The sequence below is a fragment of the Amycolatopsis thermalba genome (assembly GCF_003385215.1).
In the GTDB taxonomy this organism is placed as follows: domain Bacteria; phylum Actinomycetota; class Actinomycetes; order Mycobacteriales; family Pseudonocardiaceae; genus Amycolatopsis_E; species Amycolatopsis_E thermalba.
Window position 1 is genome coordinate 1 of sequence record NZ_PQHW01000142.1, and the last position, 14,779, is coordinate 14,779.

At 73.1% G+C, this 14,779-nt stretch carries 18 protein-coding genes; 8 read left to right on the plus strand and 10 right to left on the minus strand.

What is annotated here, in order from left to right; all coding sequences use genetic code 11:
* Window positions 1-103: 103 nt before the first annotated feature.
* The 6 genes from D0D15_RS32865 to D0D15_RS32890 form a co-directional block, all read right to left on the minus strand.
* Window positions 104-1,006: a GlxA family transcriptional regulator gene (locus tag D0D15_RS32865; RefSeq protein ID WP_094007655.1), complete on the minus strand. Its 903-nt coding sequence runs from the start codon at window positions 1,004-1,006 to the stop codon at window positions 104-106.
* A 12-nt stretch (window positions 1,007-1,018) separates the two neighbouring features.
* Window positions 1,019-1,603 (minus strand): cysteine hydrolase family protein, encoded by a 585-nt coding sequence (locus D0D15_RS32870; protein WP_094007654.1) that lies wholly within the window; start codon window positions 1,601-1,603, stop codon window positions 1,019-1,021.
* Between the two features lie 69 nt (window positions 1,604-1,672).
* Window positions 1,673-1,858 (minus strand): hypothetical protein, encoded by a 186-nt coding sequence (locus tag D0D15_RS32875; RefSeq protein ID WP_094007653.1) that lies wholly within the window; start codon window positions 1,856-1,858, stop codon window positions 1,673-1,675.
* Between the two features lie 53 nt (window positions 1,859-1,911).
* Window positions 1,912-2,703, minus strand: a complete 792-nt coding sequence (locus tag D0D15_RS32880) for an acyl-CoA thioesterase domain-containing protein (RefSeq protein WP_094007652.1) — start codon at window positions 2,701-2,703, stop codon at window positions 1,912-1,914.
* A gap of 27 nt (window positions 2,704-2,730) precedes the next feature.
* Entirely contained in the window at window positions 2,731-3,351 is a 621-nt protein-coding gene (locus tag D0D15_RS32885; RefSeq protein ID WP_094007651.1) for an SMI1/KNR4 family protein, read from the minus strand.
* The gene (locus D0D15_RS32890) at window positions 3,348-4,841 is read right to left on the minus strand and encodes a WXG100-like domain-containing protein (RefSeq protein ID WP_482746744.1); all 1,494 of its coding nucleotides are present in this window, start codon (window positions 4,839-4,841) and stop codon (window positions 3,348-3,350) included. Before D0D15_RS32890 ends, D0D15_RS32885 begins: the two co-directional genes overlap by 4 nt.
* Window positions 4,842-5,047: 206 nt before the next feature.
* Between D0D15_RS32890 and D0D15_RS32895 the strand changes: the two genes are divergently transcribed.
* Complete coding sequence (locus D0D15_RS32895; protein ID WP_094007649.1) at window positions 5,048-5,614, plus strand: hypothetical protein; 567 nt, start codon at window positions 5,048-5,050, stop codon at window positions 5,612-5,614.
* Between the two features lie 91 nt (window positions 5,615-5,705).
* On the plus strand, window positions 5,706-6,152 hold the full coding sequence (locus D0D15_RS32900) for a DoxX family protein (protein ID WP_094007648.1): 447 nt from the start codon (window positions 5,706-5,708) through the stop codon (window positions 6,150-6,152).
* 1 nt (window position 6,153) lies between these two features.
* Here D0D15_RS32900 and D0D15_RS32905 read toward each other — a convergent pair whose 3' ends face one another.
* On the minus strand, window positions 6,154-7,023 hold the full coding sequence (locus D0D15_RS32905) for a DMT family transporter (protein ID WP_115945010.1): 870 nt from the start codon (window positions 7,021-7,023) through the stop codon (window positions 6,154-6,156).
* Between the two features lie 143 nt (window positions 7,024-7,166).
* Here D0D15_RS32905 and D0D15_RS32910 point away from each other — a divergent pair, with 143 nt between their 5' ends.
* The 3 genes from D0D15_RS32910 to D0D15_RS32920 are packed head-to-tail and all read left to right on the plus strand — an operon-like array spanning window position 7,167 to window position 9,371.
* Complete coding sequence (locus D0D15_RS32910; protein WP_094007646.1) at window positions 7,167-7,790, plus strand: dihydrofolate reductase family protein; 624 nt, start codon at window positions 7,167-7,169, stop codon at window positions 7,788-7,790.
* A 31-nt stretch (window positions 7,791-7,821) separates the two neighbouring features.
* Window positions 7,822-8,151: a YciI family protein gene (locus tag D0D15_RS32915; RefSeq protein WP_094007645.1), complete on the plus strand. Its 330-nt coding sequence runs from the start codon at window positions 7,822-7,824 to the stop codon at window positions 8,149-8,151.
* Entirely contained in the window at window positions 8,148-9,371 is a 1,224-nt protein-coding gene (locus tag D0D15_RS32920; protein ID WP_094007644.1) for an RNA polymerase sigma factor, read from the plus strand. The genes D0D15_RS32915 and D0D15_RS32920 overlap by 4 nt, the downstream gene beginning before the upstream one ends.
* Window positions 9,372-9,439: 68 nt before the next feature.
* On the opposite strand, the gene D0D15_RS32925 is transcribed toward D0D15_RS32920, so the two are convergent.
* Genes D0D15_RS32925 through D0D15_RS32935 form a run of 3 tightly spaced genes read right to left on the minus strand, consistent with a single transcriptional unit; the run spans window position 9,440 to window position 12,404 of the window.
* Entirely contained in the window at window positions 9,440-10,426 is a 987-nt protein-coding gene (locus D0D15_RS32925) for a PHP domain-containing protein (protein WP_094007643.1), read from the minus strand.
* Window positions 10,427-10,466: 40 nt separating this feature from the next.
* On the minus strand, window positions 10,467-10,976 hold the full coding sequence (locus tag D0D15_RS32930; RefSeq protein WP_094007642.1) for a DinB family protein: 510 nt from the start codon (window positions 10,974-10,976) through the stop codon (window positions 10,467-10,469).
* Window positions 10,977-10,991: 15 nt separating this feature from the next.
* The gene (locus D0D15_RS32935; RefSeq protein WP_115945011.1) at window positions 10,992-12,404 is read right to left on the minus strand and encodes an AAA-type ATPase lid domain-containing protein; all 1,413 of its coding nucleotides are present in this window, start codon (window positions 12,402-12,404) and stop codon (window positions 10,992-10,994) included.
* A 174-nt stretch (window positions 12,405-12,578) separates the two neighbouring features.
* Between D0D15_RS32935 and D0D15_RS32940 the strand changes: the two genes are divergently transcribed.
* From D0D15_RS32940 to D0D15_RS32950, 3 genes are all read left to right on the plus strand, one after another.
* Window positions 12,579-13,424, plus strand: a complete 846-nt coding sequence (locus D0D15_RS32940) for an amidohydrolase family protein (RefSeq protein ID WP_094007640.1) — start codon at window positions 12,579-12,581, stop codon at window positions 13,422-13,424.
* Window positions 13,424-14,131 carry an iron-sulfur cluster assembly protein gene (locus tag D0D15_RS32945; protein WP_094007639.1) on the plus strand — a complete coding sequence of 236 codons (708 nt, stop codon included), beginning with the start codon at window positions 13,424-13,426 and terminating at the stop codon, window positions 14,129-14,131. The genes D0D15_RS32940 and D0D15_RS32945 overlap by 1 nt, the downstream gene beginning before the upstream one ends.
* On the plus strand, window positions 14,128-14,779 hold a 652-nt coding region (locus D0D15_RS32950), incomplete at its 3' end, for an alcohol dehydrogenase catalytic domain-containing protein (RefSeq protein WP_162830713.1). The genes D0D15_RS32945 and D0D15_RS32950, both read left to right, overlap by 4 nt.

Here is a 14,779-nt window from a genome sequence, read left to right on the forward strand (position 1 = left end):
GGGTGAGGCTGGTGGGTGCCCGGTGGGCGCCGGGCGACGCGGGCGTGTGGCGGTGTGTTCCACGAGGCGGCGTGGCCGCCCGGTCAGCGCGGGCGGCCCCCGGTCAGCCGCGTGCCCGGAGCCGGCGCAGCATGCGGGCGTCCTCGAAACCCACCGCCCGTGCCGCGGCCTCCACCGTCGCTCCGTGGCCGATCAGGTGCTCGGCCCGCTCCAGGCGCAGCATCTGCTGGTACCGCAACGGCGTCAGCCCCGTCGCGCGGGTGAACAGCCGCGTCACCGTGCGCTCGCTGCATCCGGCCGCGCCCGCCAGGTCGGCCAGCTTCAGCGCCTCCGCGAACCGCGCGTCGATCAGGTCCTGGAGGCGGTGCACGGTGTCGTTGACGTGCGCCCGGTGCCGCAGCATCGCGCTGGCCTGCTGCTCGTCACCGTTCCGCCGCGCGTACACCACCATCGACCGCGCCACCCGCGCCGCCACCGCCGGGCCGTGCCGCGCCGCGACCAGGTGCAGCGCCAGGTCGATCCCGCTCGCGATGCCCGCCGACGTCACCACCCGCTCGTCGACGACGTACAGCACGTCCCGCACCACCGTCGCCGCCGGGTAGCGCGCCGCCAGCGCATCCTGCAGCTCGTGGTGCGTCGTGCAGCGGCGGCCGTCCAGCAGCCCCGCCCGGCCCAGCGCCTCGGCCCCGGAACACACGCTCGCCACCGTGCCGCCCCGCTCGTGGTGCGCCCGCAACCACGCCAGCCCGGCGGCACTCAGCGGAGCCGTGGTCAGCCGCGGCGACCGCCACCCGGGCACGACCACCAGATCGCCCGGCGACAGCTCCGGCCAGTCCCGCTCCGCCGTCAGCGGCACACCCTGCGCGCTCTCGACCGTGCCCCGCTCACCCAGGTACGCCAGTTCGTAGTTCAGCCCCAGATCGCGCGCCGTCGAGAACACCTGCGCGGGTCCGGCGAGGTCGAGCAGGTGCAGGCGGGGGAGGAGCACGAAGGCCACACGGGTCACGATCCGGTCAGCCTACGCCCCCGTCAGCTCGGCGACGGTCCGGATCGTCGCGAAGCGGCCGGCCAGCGCGTACTCGGTGCGGGCGATGATCTCGTCCGTGCCCAGCGTGCGCGGATCGGCGAGGATCTCCTCCGGCGTCAGCCCGGCGGGGGCGTCCCGGTGCGGGATCGGATCGGTGGTGGTCGCGTCGGTCACGAAGGTGACGTCGTAGCCGAGGTCGGACGCCAGCCGCGCGGTCGTCTCGCAGCACTGCTCGGTGCGGATGCCGCAGACGGTCAGCCGCCGGATCCCGCGCGAGACCAGGATCTGCTGCAGGTTCGTGGTGGTGAAGGCGTTGTGCGCGGTCTTGGTCAGCACCGGCTCACCCTCGGCCGGGGTCAGGCCGTCCATCAGCCGGACGTGCCCCAGCGCCGGGTCGAACACGGTGCCGCTGCCGGGTTCGCTGTGCAGGACCCAGCACACCAGCCCGCCCCGGGCGCGCGTGTGCTCGGCGAGCAGGGCCGCCCGCTCCGCCACCTCCGGGTTGGCGGTGAGCCGCCAGATCGGCCGCTGCCGGAACGACTCCTGGACGTCGATGACGACGAGTGCTTCGCTCATGCCGACGAGTCTGGCGGCCCGAGCACCCGCCGGGCAGGCTCGATCAGGCCCGGAAGCGGGCCGATCCGGTCACGAGCCGTTGCCCGTCTCCTCCTCCTCGGTGCTCACCGGGCGGGTGCGGGACGTGCCGCCGAAACCGGGCGCGAGGTCGGCCGGGTTGGGGGTGTCGTTGTCGGCGTTCGGCCCGCCCTGCGGCGGATCGGATTCCGGGATGCCCGGCGCCGACTCCGGCTGGTGGTTCGGGTTGCCGTTCATGGCTGCCTCCTCCGGGGTCGGATTCCCGGCCGGAAGCCGCTCAAACCGGACAGTCAGCCCCGGCGGCCCGGGTTCGCGATCGCCGTGGTGAGGCAGAACCCGATCGGCCCCGCGGTGTCGTGCAGGGTGCAGTGCCCGACGGCGATCCCGTCCTCGCTGAGGTGTCCCGACGACTCCAGCCCGATCGCGTCCGACAGCGGCAGCCGGCTCAGCGACAACGTGTAGTCGGCGTTGATGAAGTCCAGGCTGCCGGCGCTCGCGTGCGCCAGCGGGCTCGCGGTGTCGGCCGCCAGCGCGGCACGTACGAACGGCGACAGCGCTTCCCCGGCCACCAGCTCCCGCGACTCGCGCAGCCACGCGCGCCGCCGCCCGGCGCCGCGGCCGCCGCGCAGCGGCTGGTTGTGCTCGTCGAACCGCCAGATCGCCCAGCCCTGTTCGCGCGGCTCCCACAGCTCCTCGGGCGGTGGCGCGTCCCACGAGGGCGTGGCCGGGACCGGCGCGGCCGGCTGGTCACCGCTGCGCAGCAGCACGGCCGTCGCACGGGCGACGAGCCCGTTCGCGCCGTGCACCAGGGCGTCGGCGACCCGGATGCGGCGCCCGTCCCGCACGAGCGCGGTCTCGACGCGCACCGGGGCGAGGGGCGTGTTCCGGAACAGGTCGACGGTCAGCCGGGTGAAGTGCAGGCCCGGCGCGGCCTGGTCGCGTTCCAGCGCCCGCGCGGCCAGCCCGCCGAGCAGGCGGCCGTGGATCATCTCCGGATTCCACCAGCTGCGCGCCACCGGATCCGGGACCAGCTCGTCGCCGTCGGCGGTGAAGAACGCCTGCTGCTGCTCGGTCTGCGCCACCGGGTGATCTTAGAGCGCGGTCGGTGGTCAGGTGACGGTGAACGAAACCGGGGTGCCGTCGGGCAGGTCGTGGATCTGCTGTGCGACCGGTCCCCGGGTCCGCAGGGCGGTCACCGCGTCGCGGACCACGAGGTTGTCGAGCCGGTACTCGCCGCCCAGCACGAACGGGGTCACGGGCAGCAGGCGTTCGTCGTGGCCGAGCGCGCCGTGGGTGTCCTGCCACAGCCTGGCGAACGCCGCCGCGCCGCGGGTGCCGGGCTTCTCCTGCAGCCAGCCGGCCCAGCTGTCCAGACCGGTGCCGAGCGCGGTGCGTTCACCGGTCTCCGGGTCGAACGCGACGACGCGCCGGTCGTCCTCGATGGCGAACTGGACCCCGAAGAGGTCCTGCGCGAAGCACAGCAGGCCGTCGGCGAGGCCGCCATAGGTGTCCTTCCAGGTGTCCACGGCGTTCCACGCGGCCAGTTCCGGCCCGAGTCCGCGCGGGCCCGCGTGGAAGACCTGCACGCCGTAGTCGAACAGCGCGAACCCGTTGAGCCGCGACAGCAGCCCGGCGAGTTCGCGCGACACGCCGCCCCCGAGTTCCACCTCCACCGGTGATCCGAGCGGACCCTTCGCGCGCTCCAGCAGACGTGTCAGTGCCGTGTTCATCGGAACGTCCTCAATACGAACTTGTCGCCGTCGTCGGCGCGGCCGAGACCCCAGAAGTCGCCCAGCATGCCGCGCCCGTCGAGCTGGCGTTGAATGGACCCGTCCCGTCCGTTGAGCTGGTGGCCCATCGCCGAACCCGCCCCCCGGTTGTCGGCGAAGGGCACGTACTTCACGCTCTTGTCGCCGGTGGTGTCCGCGACGGCGGGCGGGTACTCGTCCTTGTCGAACCCCTCTTTCGACGGGATACCGCCGATCGCGGCCGCCCGGCGGGCTTCGCTGCCTTCGCGCTGGACCGTCAGCACCGGGTCGGGGCGGGGAACGTTCCGCTGCTGGTCACCACGCCAGAAGGTGCCACCCTGTGCTTCGTCGATGTGCTGCGCGGATTCCGGGTACCGCTCGTGCGAAACGTACACGGTCCGGGGACGGTCGAGGCCGTCGACGGCCTGCGCGAGATCGTAGTAGGCGTTGCGTATCCGGGCGCCTTCCACCAGGGTCTCCTCCGCGAGGACGTCCCCCACCTCGTCCGCCGTGCGGGTCACCGCTTTCCCGGCCTCGTCGAATCCGGCCCAGTCGAGCGCGGCGCCGACGGCCGAGCCGGCCCGGTCGATGATGTCGTCGCTCGTTTCGCCGAGGAAGCTGCCGACGTTCACGTTCGAGTCACCGCCGGTGCGAAGCAGGTTGCCCGCCAGTTCCGCGACGGCGCTGGGTTCCTCGGGCTGCTCCTCGGCCACCGCGACCCCGTTCCAGATCTCGCGGATGCCGGCCGCCCCGGCGGCGTGCCGTTGCCGGGTTTCCGCCACGGTCGCGGCCACGGTTTCGCCTTCGGCGACCTCTCGCTCGCCGTCCGGCAGCAACGCGCGAGCGAGGTGCCAGTCGGTCTCACCGTTTTGCAGGGACTGCTCGTCGCCTTTCCTGACCTCGGTGACCTGCTCCGCGCTCGAACGCGCCGCATCCGACACGGACCTCGCCAGCCGAGCCGTCTCCCGGTTGCCCTCCGCCAGTTCGGCCGCCCGGTGCCCGGCGTCCTGGCCGGCCTGGTCCCGCCACTCGTTCCCGGCGTTGGCCCGGGCCTGTTCGCCCTGGTCGGTCGCGGTCGTGACCGACTCGCCGAGCCGCCCCGTCTCGTCCGCCACCCTCCCCATCTCGTCGGGCGGGCCGACGGGGGGTTCCTCCCGGTGGACCGCGTTCCGGAACTCGTTCGGTGCGCCCTCGCCGCCTTGTTCCGGCGTTGACGCCTCGGCGTCACCACCGTCTTCGCCCGGGCGGTCGGTCCCGGCGGTGGGCTGGGCCCCGTCGCCGCGGGTGGCCGGTTCACCAGATGTGTCCTCGGCCGGCCGGGCCGGCTCCTGCCCGGTCGGTTCCGGCTGCGCCCCGCCTTTCTCTGCGGGCGCCTTCCCGGAGCCGTTCTCCGGGGCCGCCTCGGCTGCGGGCTCGGATTGCCCGGCAGGCGCCGAATTCCCGGCGGGTGGGGCTCCCGGTGGCTCGGCCATCACGCTCTCCTTCGCGCCTCACACGAATCGCATGGAGAGACCACTGTGGGGACAGAAGGCGGTCACCCGCGGCGCCTTGTCCCGTTCCGGCCACGCGCCCACCTCACTCGCGCCGGTGATCCAGGTCGCGAATAGGTCACTTCGGCCACGCGCGGGCGGCTCGTCTGTTTGGATCACGCCGGTTCGACAACGATCGGAAGGTTCCCATGACGTACCCGCCCCAGCCGGGCCAGTACCCGGCCGCGCCGCCGCCCTACCCGGGCGAGCAGTACTCCGTCCAGCAGCCGCCCAGCGGGGGCACCGCGATCACCGCCGGGGTGCTCGCCGTCCTCGGCGCCCTGTGGGGCGTCTTCAGCGGCATCCTCAACCTCGGCGTCGTCGACGAGGTGGTCGACGACCTGAAGTGGATCGTGGTCCTGCAGGGCACGGTCTACCTCGTCGAGTTCGCCACGCTCCTGCCCGGCGCCATCCTGCTGTTCCTGCGCAAGCCCGCGGGCCGCTGGCTCGTCGCCCTCGGCAGCGCGCTGCACATCCTGCAGGGCGTCATCGCGCTGATCGTGCTGGCCTCGGACGACCGGTTCAACCGCAACCTCGACACCGCGGCCGGCATCGGCGGCGGGGTCGGCGGGCTGCTGGTCGTGCTGTCCCCGGCGATCGCCACCCTGGTGCTGGTGCTCGTGCCGCTCACCGCCCGCTGGTGCGCGTGGGGCAAGCGCCCGCCGCAGCAGCCGGGCCCGTACCAGGGTCCGCCGCCGCAGCAGCAGCAGTGGTGACGGCTCCGGAAAAATAGTCCGCGAGGGTTGTCGATCCGGCCCGGGTTCCTCCGACGTGTTCATGACAGCAACTTCGGAGGAAGGATCGACCATGGCTCGCGTTCCGGTTTCCCAGGCCCAGCTCACCCCCGTCGTCCTGGGCGTCGTCCGCATCGTGGTCGGACTGTTGTTCGCCCTCCACGGCCTGCAGGGGTTCGGCGCGTTCGGCGGCATCGACGGCCAGGGCGGCGGCGTGGCGTTCGGGGCGTGGCCGGGCTGGTGGGCCGGCGTCATCGAGCTGGCCGGCGGGGTCCTGGTGCTGCTCGGGCTCGGCACGCGGGCCGCGGCGCTGCTCTGCTCCGGTGCGATGGCCTACGCCTACTTCACCGTGCACCAGCCGCTGGCCCTGCTGCCGCTGCAGAACGCGGGCGAGATCGCCGTCCTGTACAGCTGGGTGTTCCTGCTGATCGCCGTCACCGGGCCCGGCCGGTTCGCGCTGAGCGGCCTGCTGCGGCGGCGGTCGGCCGAGCGGGTGGCACGCGTCCCCGCCGGCGTGTGACTCAGGCGGGCTGCCGGGCCGGGTCCTCGTCGCGCAACAGCGGCGCCCCGGCCAGCAGCACGGTGCACCCGGCCAGCGCCCCGGCGGCGGCCAGTTCCAGCGCGATCCACGGCCCGCCGCGGACGTGCTCCCCGAACACCAGCAGACCCCAGCCCAGCGCGACCAGCGGGTTGGCCAGGACGAGCCCGGGCTGGGCGGCGACGAGCCGCCCGGCCCGCAGTGCCGTCTGCAGCAGGAAGAACCCGGCGGGCCCGGCGACGAGCATCGCGTAGGTCTGCCACGCCTGGAACAACCCGGGCACGCCGTTCGCGGTGAGCGCGGCCGTCACCCCGGCCATGAGCACCGCGGTGAACCCGAACCACAGCCCCGCCGCGGCACCGAAGAAGGCCGCGCTGTGCGTGGTGTCGTCCCGCCGCCCGGCCGCGAAGAGCAGCGCCACGCAGGCGACCGTCACCGCACAGCCGAGCAGCCACTCCAGCGCGGAGACGCCGCGCGCGTCCCCACCGCCGGGGGCGAGCGCGAACAGCAGCAGCCCGACCGCGGCGGCCATCCCGACGGCGGCGATCCAGTCCCGGGCGCGCAGGCGCGTGCGGAAGGCCAGCCCGGACAGGACCAGCGTGACCGCCAGCTCGGACACCATGATCGGCTGGATGAGGACGATCGGCCCGGTCGCGAGCGCCGCCGCCTGCAGCACGAGCCCGCAGAGCATGACGGCGACCCCGGCAACCCACACCGGGGTCTTGACCAGCCCCTTGAGCGCGCCGACGTCCAGGTCGCTGCCCTGCGGCTGTTTCCGCGCCCCGGCACGCTGCAGCACGGCCCCGGCCGCGTTCGCGAAGGCGGCGGCCACCGCCAGGAGCACGGTCAGCATCTCCTCACGGTGACACGGGTGTGCGAGGAGCGCACGGCGCCGGAAAAGTTTTCCGGGCGAGGGTGTCCGATCCGGGTGGTGGCGTTCGTAGCAGGGGTGAGGCCGCCCACGCGGGGCGGCGCCGAGGCAGAGGAACCGTGAACATGAAGCTGACGACCATGACCCAGCTCACCGTCGACGGGGTGATGCAGGGCAACGGCGGCGCATCGGAGGAGGACCGCAGGAACGGGTTCACGCGCGGCGGATGGGCCATGGGGAAGGGCGACGACGACACCCAGACACTCATCAAGGACACCTACGAGCGTGCCGACGCGTTCCTGTTCGGCCGGCGCACCTACGAGCTGTTCGCCGGCTCGTGGGGGGCCGCGGCGGCTCAGGACGTGCCGGGCTGGGAGCCCGTCTGGCGGGCGCTGAACACGCGGCCCAAGTACGTGGCCTCCACCACGCTCACCGATCCGGCGTGGCCGGGCACCACCGTGCTGCCCGGTGACCTCGCGGCCGCCATCGCCGATCTGAAGGCCAAGCCGGGGGGTGAGCTGCAGGTGCACGGCAGCGGCGCGCTGATCCGGTGGCTGCTGGCGAACGAGCTGGTCGACGAGATGACCCTGATCGTCATCCCGGTGATCGTCGGCCAGGGCGCGCGGTTGTTCCCGGAGACCGGCCCGGACATCGCGCTCGACCTGGCCGAGTCGCGCACCGACGCGAAGGGCGTGACGATCCAGGTCTACCGGCCGGCCGGGCGCCCGAAGTACGCACCGGTCAGCTGAACTTCCCGACACCACAGGAGATGATCCCCGGATGCAGTACCTGTTTTCCGTGATCCACGACCAGGCCGGCCTCGCCACCCCGGAGGAGGACGCCGCGATCGACGGGTTCAACGACCGGCTCCGGGCCGAGGACCACTGGGTCTTCGCCGCCGGCCTGGCCGCGCCCGGCACGGCCACCGTCGTCGACAACCGGGGCGCGGAGCTGATGGTCACCGACGGGCCCTTCGTGGAGTCCAAGGAGTACCTCGCCGGCTTCTGGATCATCGAGGCCCCCGACCTCGACGTGGCGCTCCGGCTCGCCGCCGAGGGGTCGAAGGCGTGCCACCGGAAGGTCGAGGTGCGGCCGATCCTGGACGCATGAGCGACGTCCGCGAGGCGGTCACCCGGGCCCACCGCGAGGAGTGGGCCCGGGTGGTCGCCGCACTGACCCGGCGGTTCGGCGACCTCGACATCGCCGAGGAGGCGGCCGCCGAGGCGTTCGCGACCGCCGTCGAGCGGTGGCCCGCCGACGGCGTGCCACCCAGCCCCGGCGCCTGGCTGACCACCACCGCCACCCGCAAGGCCATCGACCGCATCCGGCGCGAGACCAAGCGCGACGACAAGCACCGGGAGGCACGGATGGTGTGGGACGAGCCGGCTTCGCCCGCGGGCGTCATCGACGACGACCGGCTCCGGCTGATCTTCACCTGCTGCCACCCGGCGCTGGCGGTGGAGAGCCGGGTGGCGCTGACGTTGCGGATGGTCGGCGGCCTGACCGTGCCGGAGATCGCCCGCGCCTTCCTGGCGACCGAAGACGCGATGGGGCGGCGGATCACCCGCGCGAAGGCCAAGATCAAAGCGGCGCGCATCCCTTATCGCGTGCCGTCTGCGGAGGATCTCCCGGCGCGGGTCTCCGGTGTGCTCGCGGTGCTGTTCCTGGTGTTCAACGAGGGCTACCTGGCGACCGGCCCCGGCGCCGATCCGGTGCGGGGCGACCTGACGGCCGAGGCGATCCGGCTGACCCGCCTGGTCCGGGCGCTGCTGCCCGGTGACGGTGAGGTGGCGGGGCTGCTGGCGCTGATGCTGCTCATCGAGGCCCGCCGCCCCGCCCGGGTGTCCGCGAGTGGGGAGCTGGTCGCGCTGGACGAGCAGGACCGGGGCGCGTGGGACTCGGCGCTGATCGCCGAGGGCCACCGGCTGGTGCGGGAGCGCCTGGCGGCGGGGGTGGCGCCGGGGCGCTACCAGATCCTCGCCGCGATCAACGCGGTGCACACCTCCGCCCGCCACATGCGCGACACCGACTGGTCGCAGATTCTCGCCCTGTACGACCAGCTCGTGCGCCTCGACCCGTCGCCGGTCATCGCCCTCAACCGGGCCATCGCGGTCGCCGAGCTCGACGGCCCGGAGGTGGCACTGGCGGCGGTCGACGAGCTGGCGGCGAAGCTGTCCGGTTACCACGCCTTCCACGCGACACGGGCCGACCTGCTGCGCCGGCTGGGCCGCGGCGAGGAATCCCGCGCCGCGTACGACCGGGCGATCGAGCTGGCGGGCAACACCGCGGAGACCGCGTACCTGACCCGCCGCCGCGACCAGCTGCGATAGCGGCCAGGGGCACGTCCCGGCACCGCGCCTTCGCGGGCTGGTGCCGTGCCCGGAAGGGGTGGCCGGGCTCAGCCGCCCAGCTGGGCGGCTCCCAGGGTGTTCAGCACGCGCTCCGGGCCGATGCCCGCCGCCTCCGCCCGCACCGTCCCGTTGCCGAGCCAGTCCAGCTGCCCGGGGGCGTGCGCGTCGGTGTCGATGGCGAACACGCAGCCGATCTCGGCGGCCATCGCCAGCAGGTCGTCGGGTGGGTCCATGCGTTCCGGGCGGCAGTTGATCTCCACCGCGGTCCCGCTCTCCCGGCACGCCGTGAACACCCGCTCGGCGTCGAACTGCGACTGCGGGCGTCCGCGGCCCATCACCATCCGGCCCGTGCAGTGCCCCAGGACGTCCACCAGCGGGTTCCGCACCGCCGCCAGCATCCGCTCGGTCATCGGCTCCGACGGCATCCGCAGCTTCGAGTGCACGCTCGCCACCACCACGTCCAGCCGTGCCAGCAGGTCGTCCCGCTGGTCCAGCGACCCGTCCTCGAGGATGTCCACCTCGATGCCGGTCAGGATCCGGAACGGCGCCAGCTTCTCGTTCAGCTCCGCCACCACGTCGAGCTGCCGCAGCAGGCGCTCGGCCGACAACCCGTTCGCCACCGTCAGCCGCGGCGAGTGGTCCGTCAGCGCGATCCACTCGTGCCCCAGCGCCCGCGCCGCCTCGGCCATCTCCTCGATCGGGCTCCCGCCGTCGGACCAGTCGGAATGCGTGTGGCAGTCGCCCTTCAGCGCGCCCCGCAACCCCGACCGGTCCGGCTCCGGCGCCTCCGCGAGCAGTTTCGCCAGGTAGCCGGGCTGCTCACCGGCGCACGCCTGCTCGACGACCTGTGCCGTCGCCGGCCCGATGCCCGGCAGCGCCTGCAGCGTCCCGAGCCGGACCCGCTCGGCCAGCTCGTCGGACGGCAACCCCGCCACCACGGCCGCCGCCCGCCGGAACGCCCGCACCCGGTAGGTCGGCGCGCCGGCGCGCTCCAGCTCGAACGCGATCTGCCGCAACGCCTGTGCCGGGTCCACGACACCACACCTACCGCGCCGCGGCGGACTTCGCACGCCGTCAGGCGCCGGTGACCCCGTCCACGCCCTCGCGCAGGAAGTCGGCGTGCCCGTTGTGCCGGGCGTACTCGTGGATCATGTGCAGCATCACCGCCCGCAGCGACACGTCGGTACCCCAGCGCGGCGAGTGCACGGTGAAGTCCAGCGACTCGGCCTCCCGCTCGATGCGCCGGGCGTGCTCGACCTCGGCCTGCCACGCCGCGAACGCCTCCGCCCGCGTCGACTCCCGCGCGTCGTAGGCCACCTGGAAATCACCGGAGTCCGACCACACCAGCGGCAGGTCCGTCTCCCCGTTGAGGGTCCGCCGGAACCACGCGCGCTCGACCTCGGCCATGTGCCGCACCAGCCCGAGCAGCGACAAGGCCGACGGCGGCATCGACTGCTCGCGCAGGTCCTCATCGGACAGACCGTCGCACTTCCAGGCCAGCGTGGCGCGGTGGTACTCGAGGTTGGCGCGCAGCAGCTCGCGCTCACCGCCGACGGTGGGCGGCTCGGGACGTTCGGTGGGCATGACGCGCAAGCTTACCTACCGCCGCGGCACCTTGATCCCGTACTGCGCGATCTTGCGGTACACCGTCGCGCGGCTCATCCCGAGCATCGACGCCACCTGCGCGGCCGTCGTGCCCGGTCTGGTCAGGCAGCGCACGATCTCGTCGCGCTCCACGGCCTCCATCCGGGTCAGCCGGCGGCCGGGGCTGGTGAACACCTCGGGCGGCAGGTGCCGGACGTCGACCACATCGGCCCGCGCCACCGCCTCCCGCACGACCTGCCGCAGCTGCCGCACGTTGCCCGGCCACGGGTAAGCCGTGAGCGCGCGCGACGCGGCCGGGGTGAAGGTGACCGGGCGGCCGCGGCTCTCCCGCGCGAAGTGCCCGGCCAGCGGGAGGACGTCGTCCGGCCGGTACCGCAGCGCCGGCACCTCGACGACCGTGTCGACCAGCGCCCGCAGCACGTCCGGCACCCCCGCGTGGTCCTCGGCCGTGAGCACGAACGCCCCGCGCGCCGCCGCGAACAGCCGGGCCAGCTCCTCGGCGGCGTAGGCGGGCAGCGCGTCGGCGCCGGAGGTGATCACGCACGTGTCGGCCTTGCCGACCTCGGGCGTCCACAGCGCGAGCCACGACGCCGCGTCCTGCGGCGCGGGCGGACGGGCGTTGAGGATGCGTTCCCGCGGCCGCACCGACCGGCGGGCCAGCGACGCCAGCGCCGCCTTCCCGCTGCCGGGCTCCCCGGTCACGCACACCACGCGCCCGTGCTCCATCGCCGCGCGAGCCTCGGCCAGCGCGTCGGTCCAGGCGGCGGACAGGTTCACCGTGACCGCGGGCAGCCGGTCGGCGTAGACGTGGAACACCTCGCCGCGCGGGCCCGGCGGCGCGAGGTGCCCGTGCGACCGCGCGAGCATCAGCGCAGCCGTGTTGCCCGCCGCGGCCTGCGCCAGCGCGAGCAGCAGTTCCTTCGACGACTTCGACCAGGTGGTCAGGTTGACGCTGCCGAGCAGCCGGTTCGTCCCCGGCTTCAACCGGGGCGCGGCCGCGCACGTGTAGCCCCACAGCCCGGTGCAGTAGTGCTCCTCGGCGGACACCAGCGACGGGGCGCGGTCGGCCAGCGCGAGCCCGAGCCCGTTGGTGCCGGCGTCACGCTCCGCGTAGGAAAACCCCGGCGCCAGGTGGACGCGGTCCAGCGAACGGATGATGGTGGAGTCCTTGCACAGCCGGCTGAGCACCAGGCCCTCACTGTCGGTCAGCATCAGGCTCACCGGTTCGTTGGCCAGCGTCGAGTGCAGCCCGGTCAGCACCTCCTGGCCGCACTCGAAGAACAGCGAATCGTGGTCCACTGTGCCGGAAAACGCCGGCCGCACCGTCTCCGGCGACACCCCGTACTGCCTGCTGCGCTGCCAGGACGCGGCCAGCCGGGGCGGCAGGACCGCCCGCTGATCCACCATGGCGACCTCCCGTCCGCATCGTTGCGTCTTCCGGGGAGGCTACCCCGCCGTGCGCCGCGAACAGGTCGTCCGGCTGTCTCATATTGAGACGCCACACGGGCCCGCCGCGTCGCGCGGCTACCTACCGTCACCGGTGAACGTGCCACGGTCGCCACGCCGGAAGGACCCGAACTGATGTACACCAAGGACGGCGAACGCTACTTCATCGTCGACGCCCACATCGCGCTGTGGGACGCGCGCCCGGACAACCAGCGCAACATCCACGGCAAGCAGTTCATCGACTGCTTCTACGACTACCACCGCAACCTCAGCCCGGAGTCCGAGGTGTGGCCGTACGAGGACTACCTCTACCAGGGCGGCGCGCGTCTGATGACCGACCTGTTCGACGACGGCTACGTCGACCACGCCATCTTCCAGCCCGCCCACCTGGGCGCCTTCTACGAGCGCGGCTTCGGCCAGACCGAGGAGGCCTTCGCGCTCGCGCAGGCCCACCCGGACAAGCTGACCTACAACCACTTCTGGGACCCGCGCTTCGAGCAGGCCGGGCTGGACCAGTTGCGCCGCGACGCGGAACGCTTCGGCCTCAAGGGCGTCAAGCTCTACACTGCCGAATGGCAGGGCGACTCCCGCGGGTACAAGCTGGACGATCCCTGGTCCTACAGGTACCTGGAAGCCGCGCAGGAACTGGGTATCCGCAACATCCACGCCGGACTCGCGGTCGCCATCCCGTTCATCCACACCCGGCCGCGCTACTTCGCGCAGATCATCGGCGAACTGCTGTACTGGCTGGACGAGAACCGCATCCAGTTCTCCAGCGACTACGCGCTCTGGACCCCGCGCTGGCTCGTCGAACGGTTCGTCGACTTCCAGATCCCCGAGGACATGACCGAGTACGCGCCGCTGACCACCGCGCAGAAGAAGAAGATCCTCGGGCTCAACGCCGCCGCGATGTACGACATCCCGGTGCCCGCCGAGCTGCAGCTCCCGCGCGAGGAGCCGCAGGCCGTGGCGGTGGCGTGATGATCACCGAAGCCCAGGCCCGAGCCGCGCTGCACACCGTCCTCGACCCGGAGCTGGACGAGCCCATCACCGACCTCGGATTCGTGCGGTCCCTGGAGGTTTCCGGCACCGCCGTGACCGTGCACCTGCGGCTGCCGACCTCGTTCTGCTCGCCGAACTTCGCCTACCTCATGGCCTCCGACGCCAAAGACACGCTGTCGGCACTGCCCGGCGCGCGCGAGGTCGCGGTGTTCCTCGACGACCACCACGACTCGGACCTGATCAACCGCGGGCTGGCCGCCGACGCGGGCTACCGCGGCACGTTCCGGCACGAGGCCGAGGAGAGCCTGGAGGAGCTGCGCGCGACCTTCCGCCGCAAGGCGCACACCGCGGCGATGGAACGCGTGCTCACCGCGATGCTGCGGGCCGGTCTGCCCGAGGACGAGCTGCACGACGTCGTCCTCGGCGACCTGCCGCCGGGTGCGGTAACGGACGCGTTGCTGCGCCGCCGGGAGGCGCTCGGCCTGAGCACCGAGCCGTCGGCGTTCGTGCTCGTCGACGACGACGGCAACCGCTACCCGCGCGAGGAAGTGCCGCTGCGGCTGCGGCTCGCGCGGTCGGTGCGCATCTCGATCGAGGGCAATTCCCATTTCTGCCGCGGCCTGCTCCGGACGCGTTACCCGGAGTCGGCGGCGGACCAGTCACCCGTGAAGGAGAAGGTGTCGTGAAGGCAGTGCAGGTCGTGGGCTACCACGAGAACCTCCGCATGACCGAGGTGCCCGAGCCGGAGGTCACCGGGCCCTGGGACGTCGTCGTGAAGATCGGCGGCGCCGGGGTGTGCCGGACCGACATCCACATCCTGGAAGGGCAGTGGGCGGAGAAGTCCGGGGTGACCCTGCCGTACACGATCGGTCACGAGAACGCGGGATGGGTGCACGCCGTCGGCAGCGCCGTCACGAACGTGGCCGAGGGCGACAAGGTGATCGTGCACCCCCTGATCACGTGCGGGCTGTGCGCCGCGTGCCGTTCCGGGGACGACGTGCACTGCGCGGCGAGCGCGTTTCCGGGCATCGACACGCACGGCGGGTACGCGGAGTACCTGAAGACCTCGGCGCGCAGTGTGGTGCGCATCGACGATTCGCTGGAACCGGCCGACGTGGCCGCGCGCGCGGACGCCGGGCTCACCGCCTACCACGCGGCGGCGAAGGCGGCCCGGCGGCTGCGGCCCGGTGACCGGTGCGTGGTGATCGGGGCGGGCGGGCTCGGGCACATCGGCATCCAGGTGCTCAAGGCGCTGACCGCGGCCGAGCTGATCGTCGTCGACCGCAACACGGACGCGGTGAAGCTGGCCGTGTCGATCGGCGCCGACCACGGGG

Bases quoted from the DNA above. Each gene is read 5' to 3' on its own strand.
- D0D15_RS32915 (WP_094007645.1), top strand. From the start codon at position 7,822: ATGCAGTACCTGTTTTCCGTGATCCACGACCAGGCCGGCCTCGCCACC.
- D0D15_RS32945 (WP_094007639.1), top strand. From the start codon at position 13,424: ATGATCACCGAAGCCCAGGCCCGAGCCGCGCTGCACACCGTCCTCGAC.
- D0D15_RS32870 (WP_094007654.1), bottom strand. From the start codon at position 1,603: ATGAGCGAAGCACTCGTCGTCATCGACGTCCAGGAGTCGTTCCGGCAG.
- D0D15_RS32940 (WP_094007640.1), top strand. From the start codon at position 12,579: ATGTACACCAAGGACGGCGAACGCTACTTCATCGTCGACGCCCACATC.
- D0D15_RS32920 (WP_094007644.1), top strand. From the start codon at position 8,148: ATGAGCGACGTCCGCGAGGCGGTCACCCGGGCCCACCGCGAGGAGTGG.
- D0D15_RS32895 (WP_094007649.1), top strand. From the start codon at position 5,048: ATGACGTACCCGCCCCAGCCGGGCCAGTACCCGGCCGCGCCGCCGCCC.
- D0D15_RS32890 (WP_482746744.1), bottom strand. From the start codon at position 4,841: ATGGCCGAGCCACCGGGAGCCCCACCCGCCGGGAATTCGGCGCCTGCC.
- D0D15_RS32905 (WP_115945010.1), bottom strand. From the start codon at position 7,023: ATGCTGACCGTGCTCCTGGCGGTGGCCGCCGCCTTCGCGAACGCGGCC.
- D0D15_RS32935 (WP_115945011.1), bottom strand. From the start codon at position 12,404: ATGGTGGATCAGCGGGCGGTCCTGCCGCCCCGGCTGGCCGCGTCCTGG.
- D0D15_RS32900 (WP_094007648.1), top strand. From the start codon at position 5,706: ATGGCTCGCGTTCCGGTTTCCCAGGCCCAGCTCACCCCCGTCGTCCTG.
- D0D15_RS32910 (WP_094007646.1), top strand. From the start codon at position 7,167: ATGAAGCTGACGACCATGACCCAGCTCACCGTCGACGGGGTGATGCAG.
- D0D15_RS32875 (WP_094007653.1), bottom strand. From the start codon at position 1,858: ATGAACGGCAACCCGAACCACCAGCCGGAGTCGGCGCCGGGCATCCCG.
- D0D15_RS32930 (WP_094007642.1), bottom strand. From the start codon at position 10,976: ATGCCCACCGAACGTCCCGAGCCGCCCACCGTCGGCGGTGAGCGCGAG.
- D0D15_RS32885 (WP_094007651.1), bottom strand. From the start codon at position 3,351: ATGAACACGGCACTGACACGTCTGCTGGAGCGCGCGAAGGGTCCGCTC.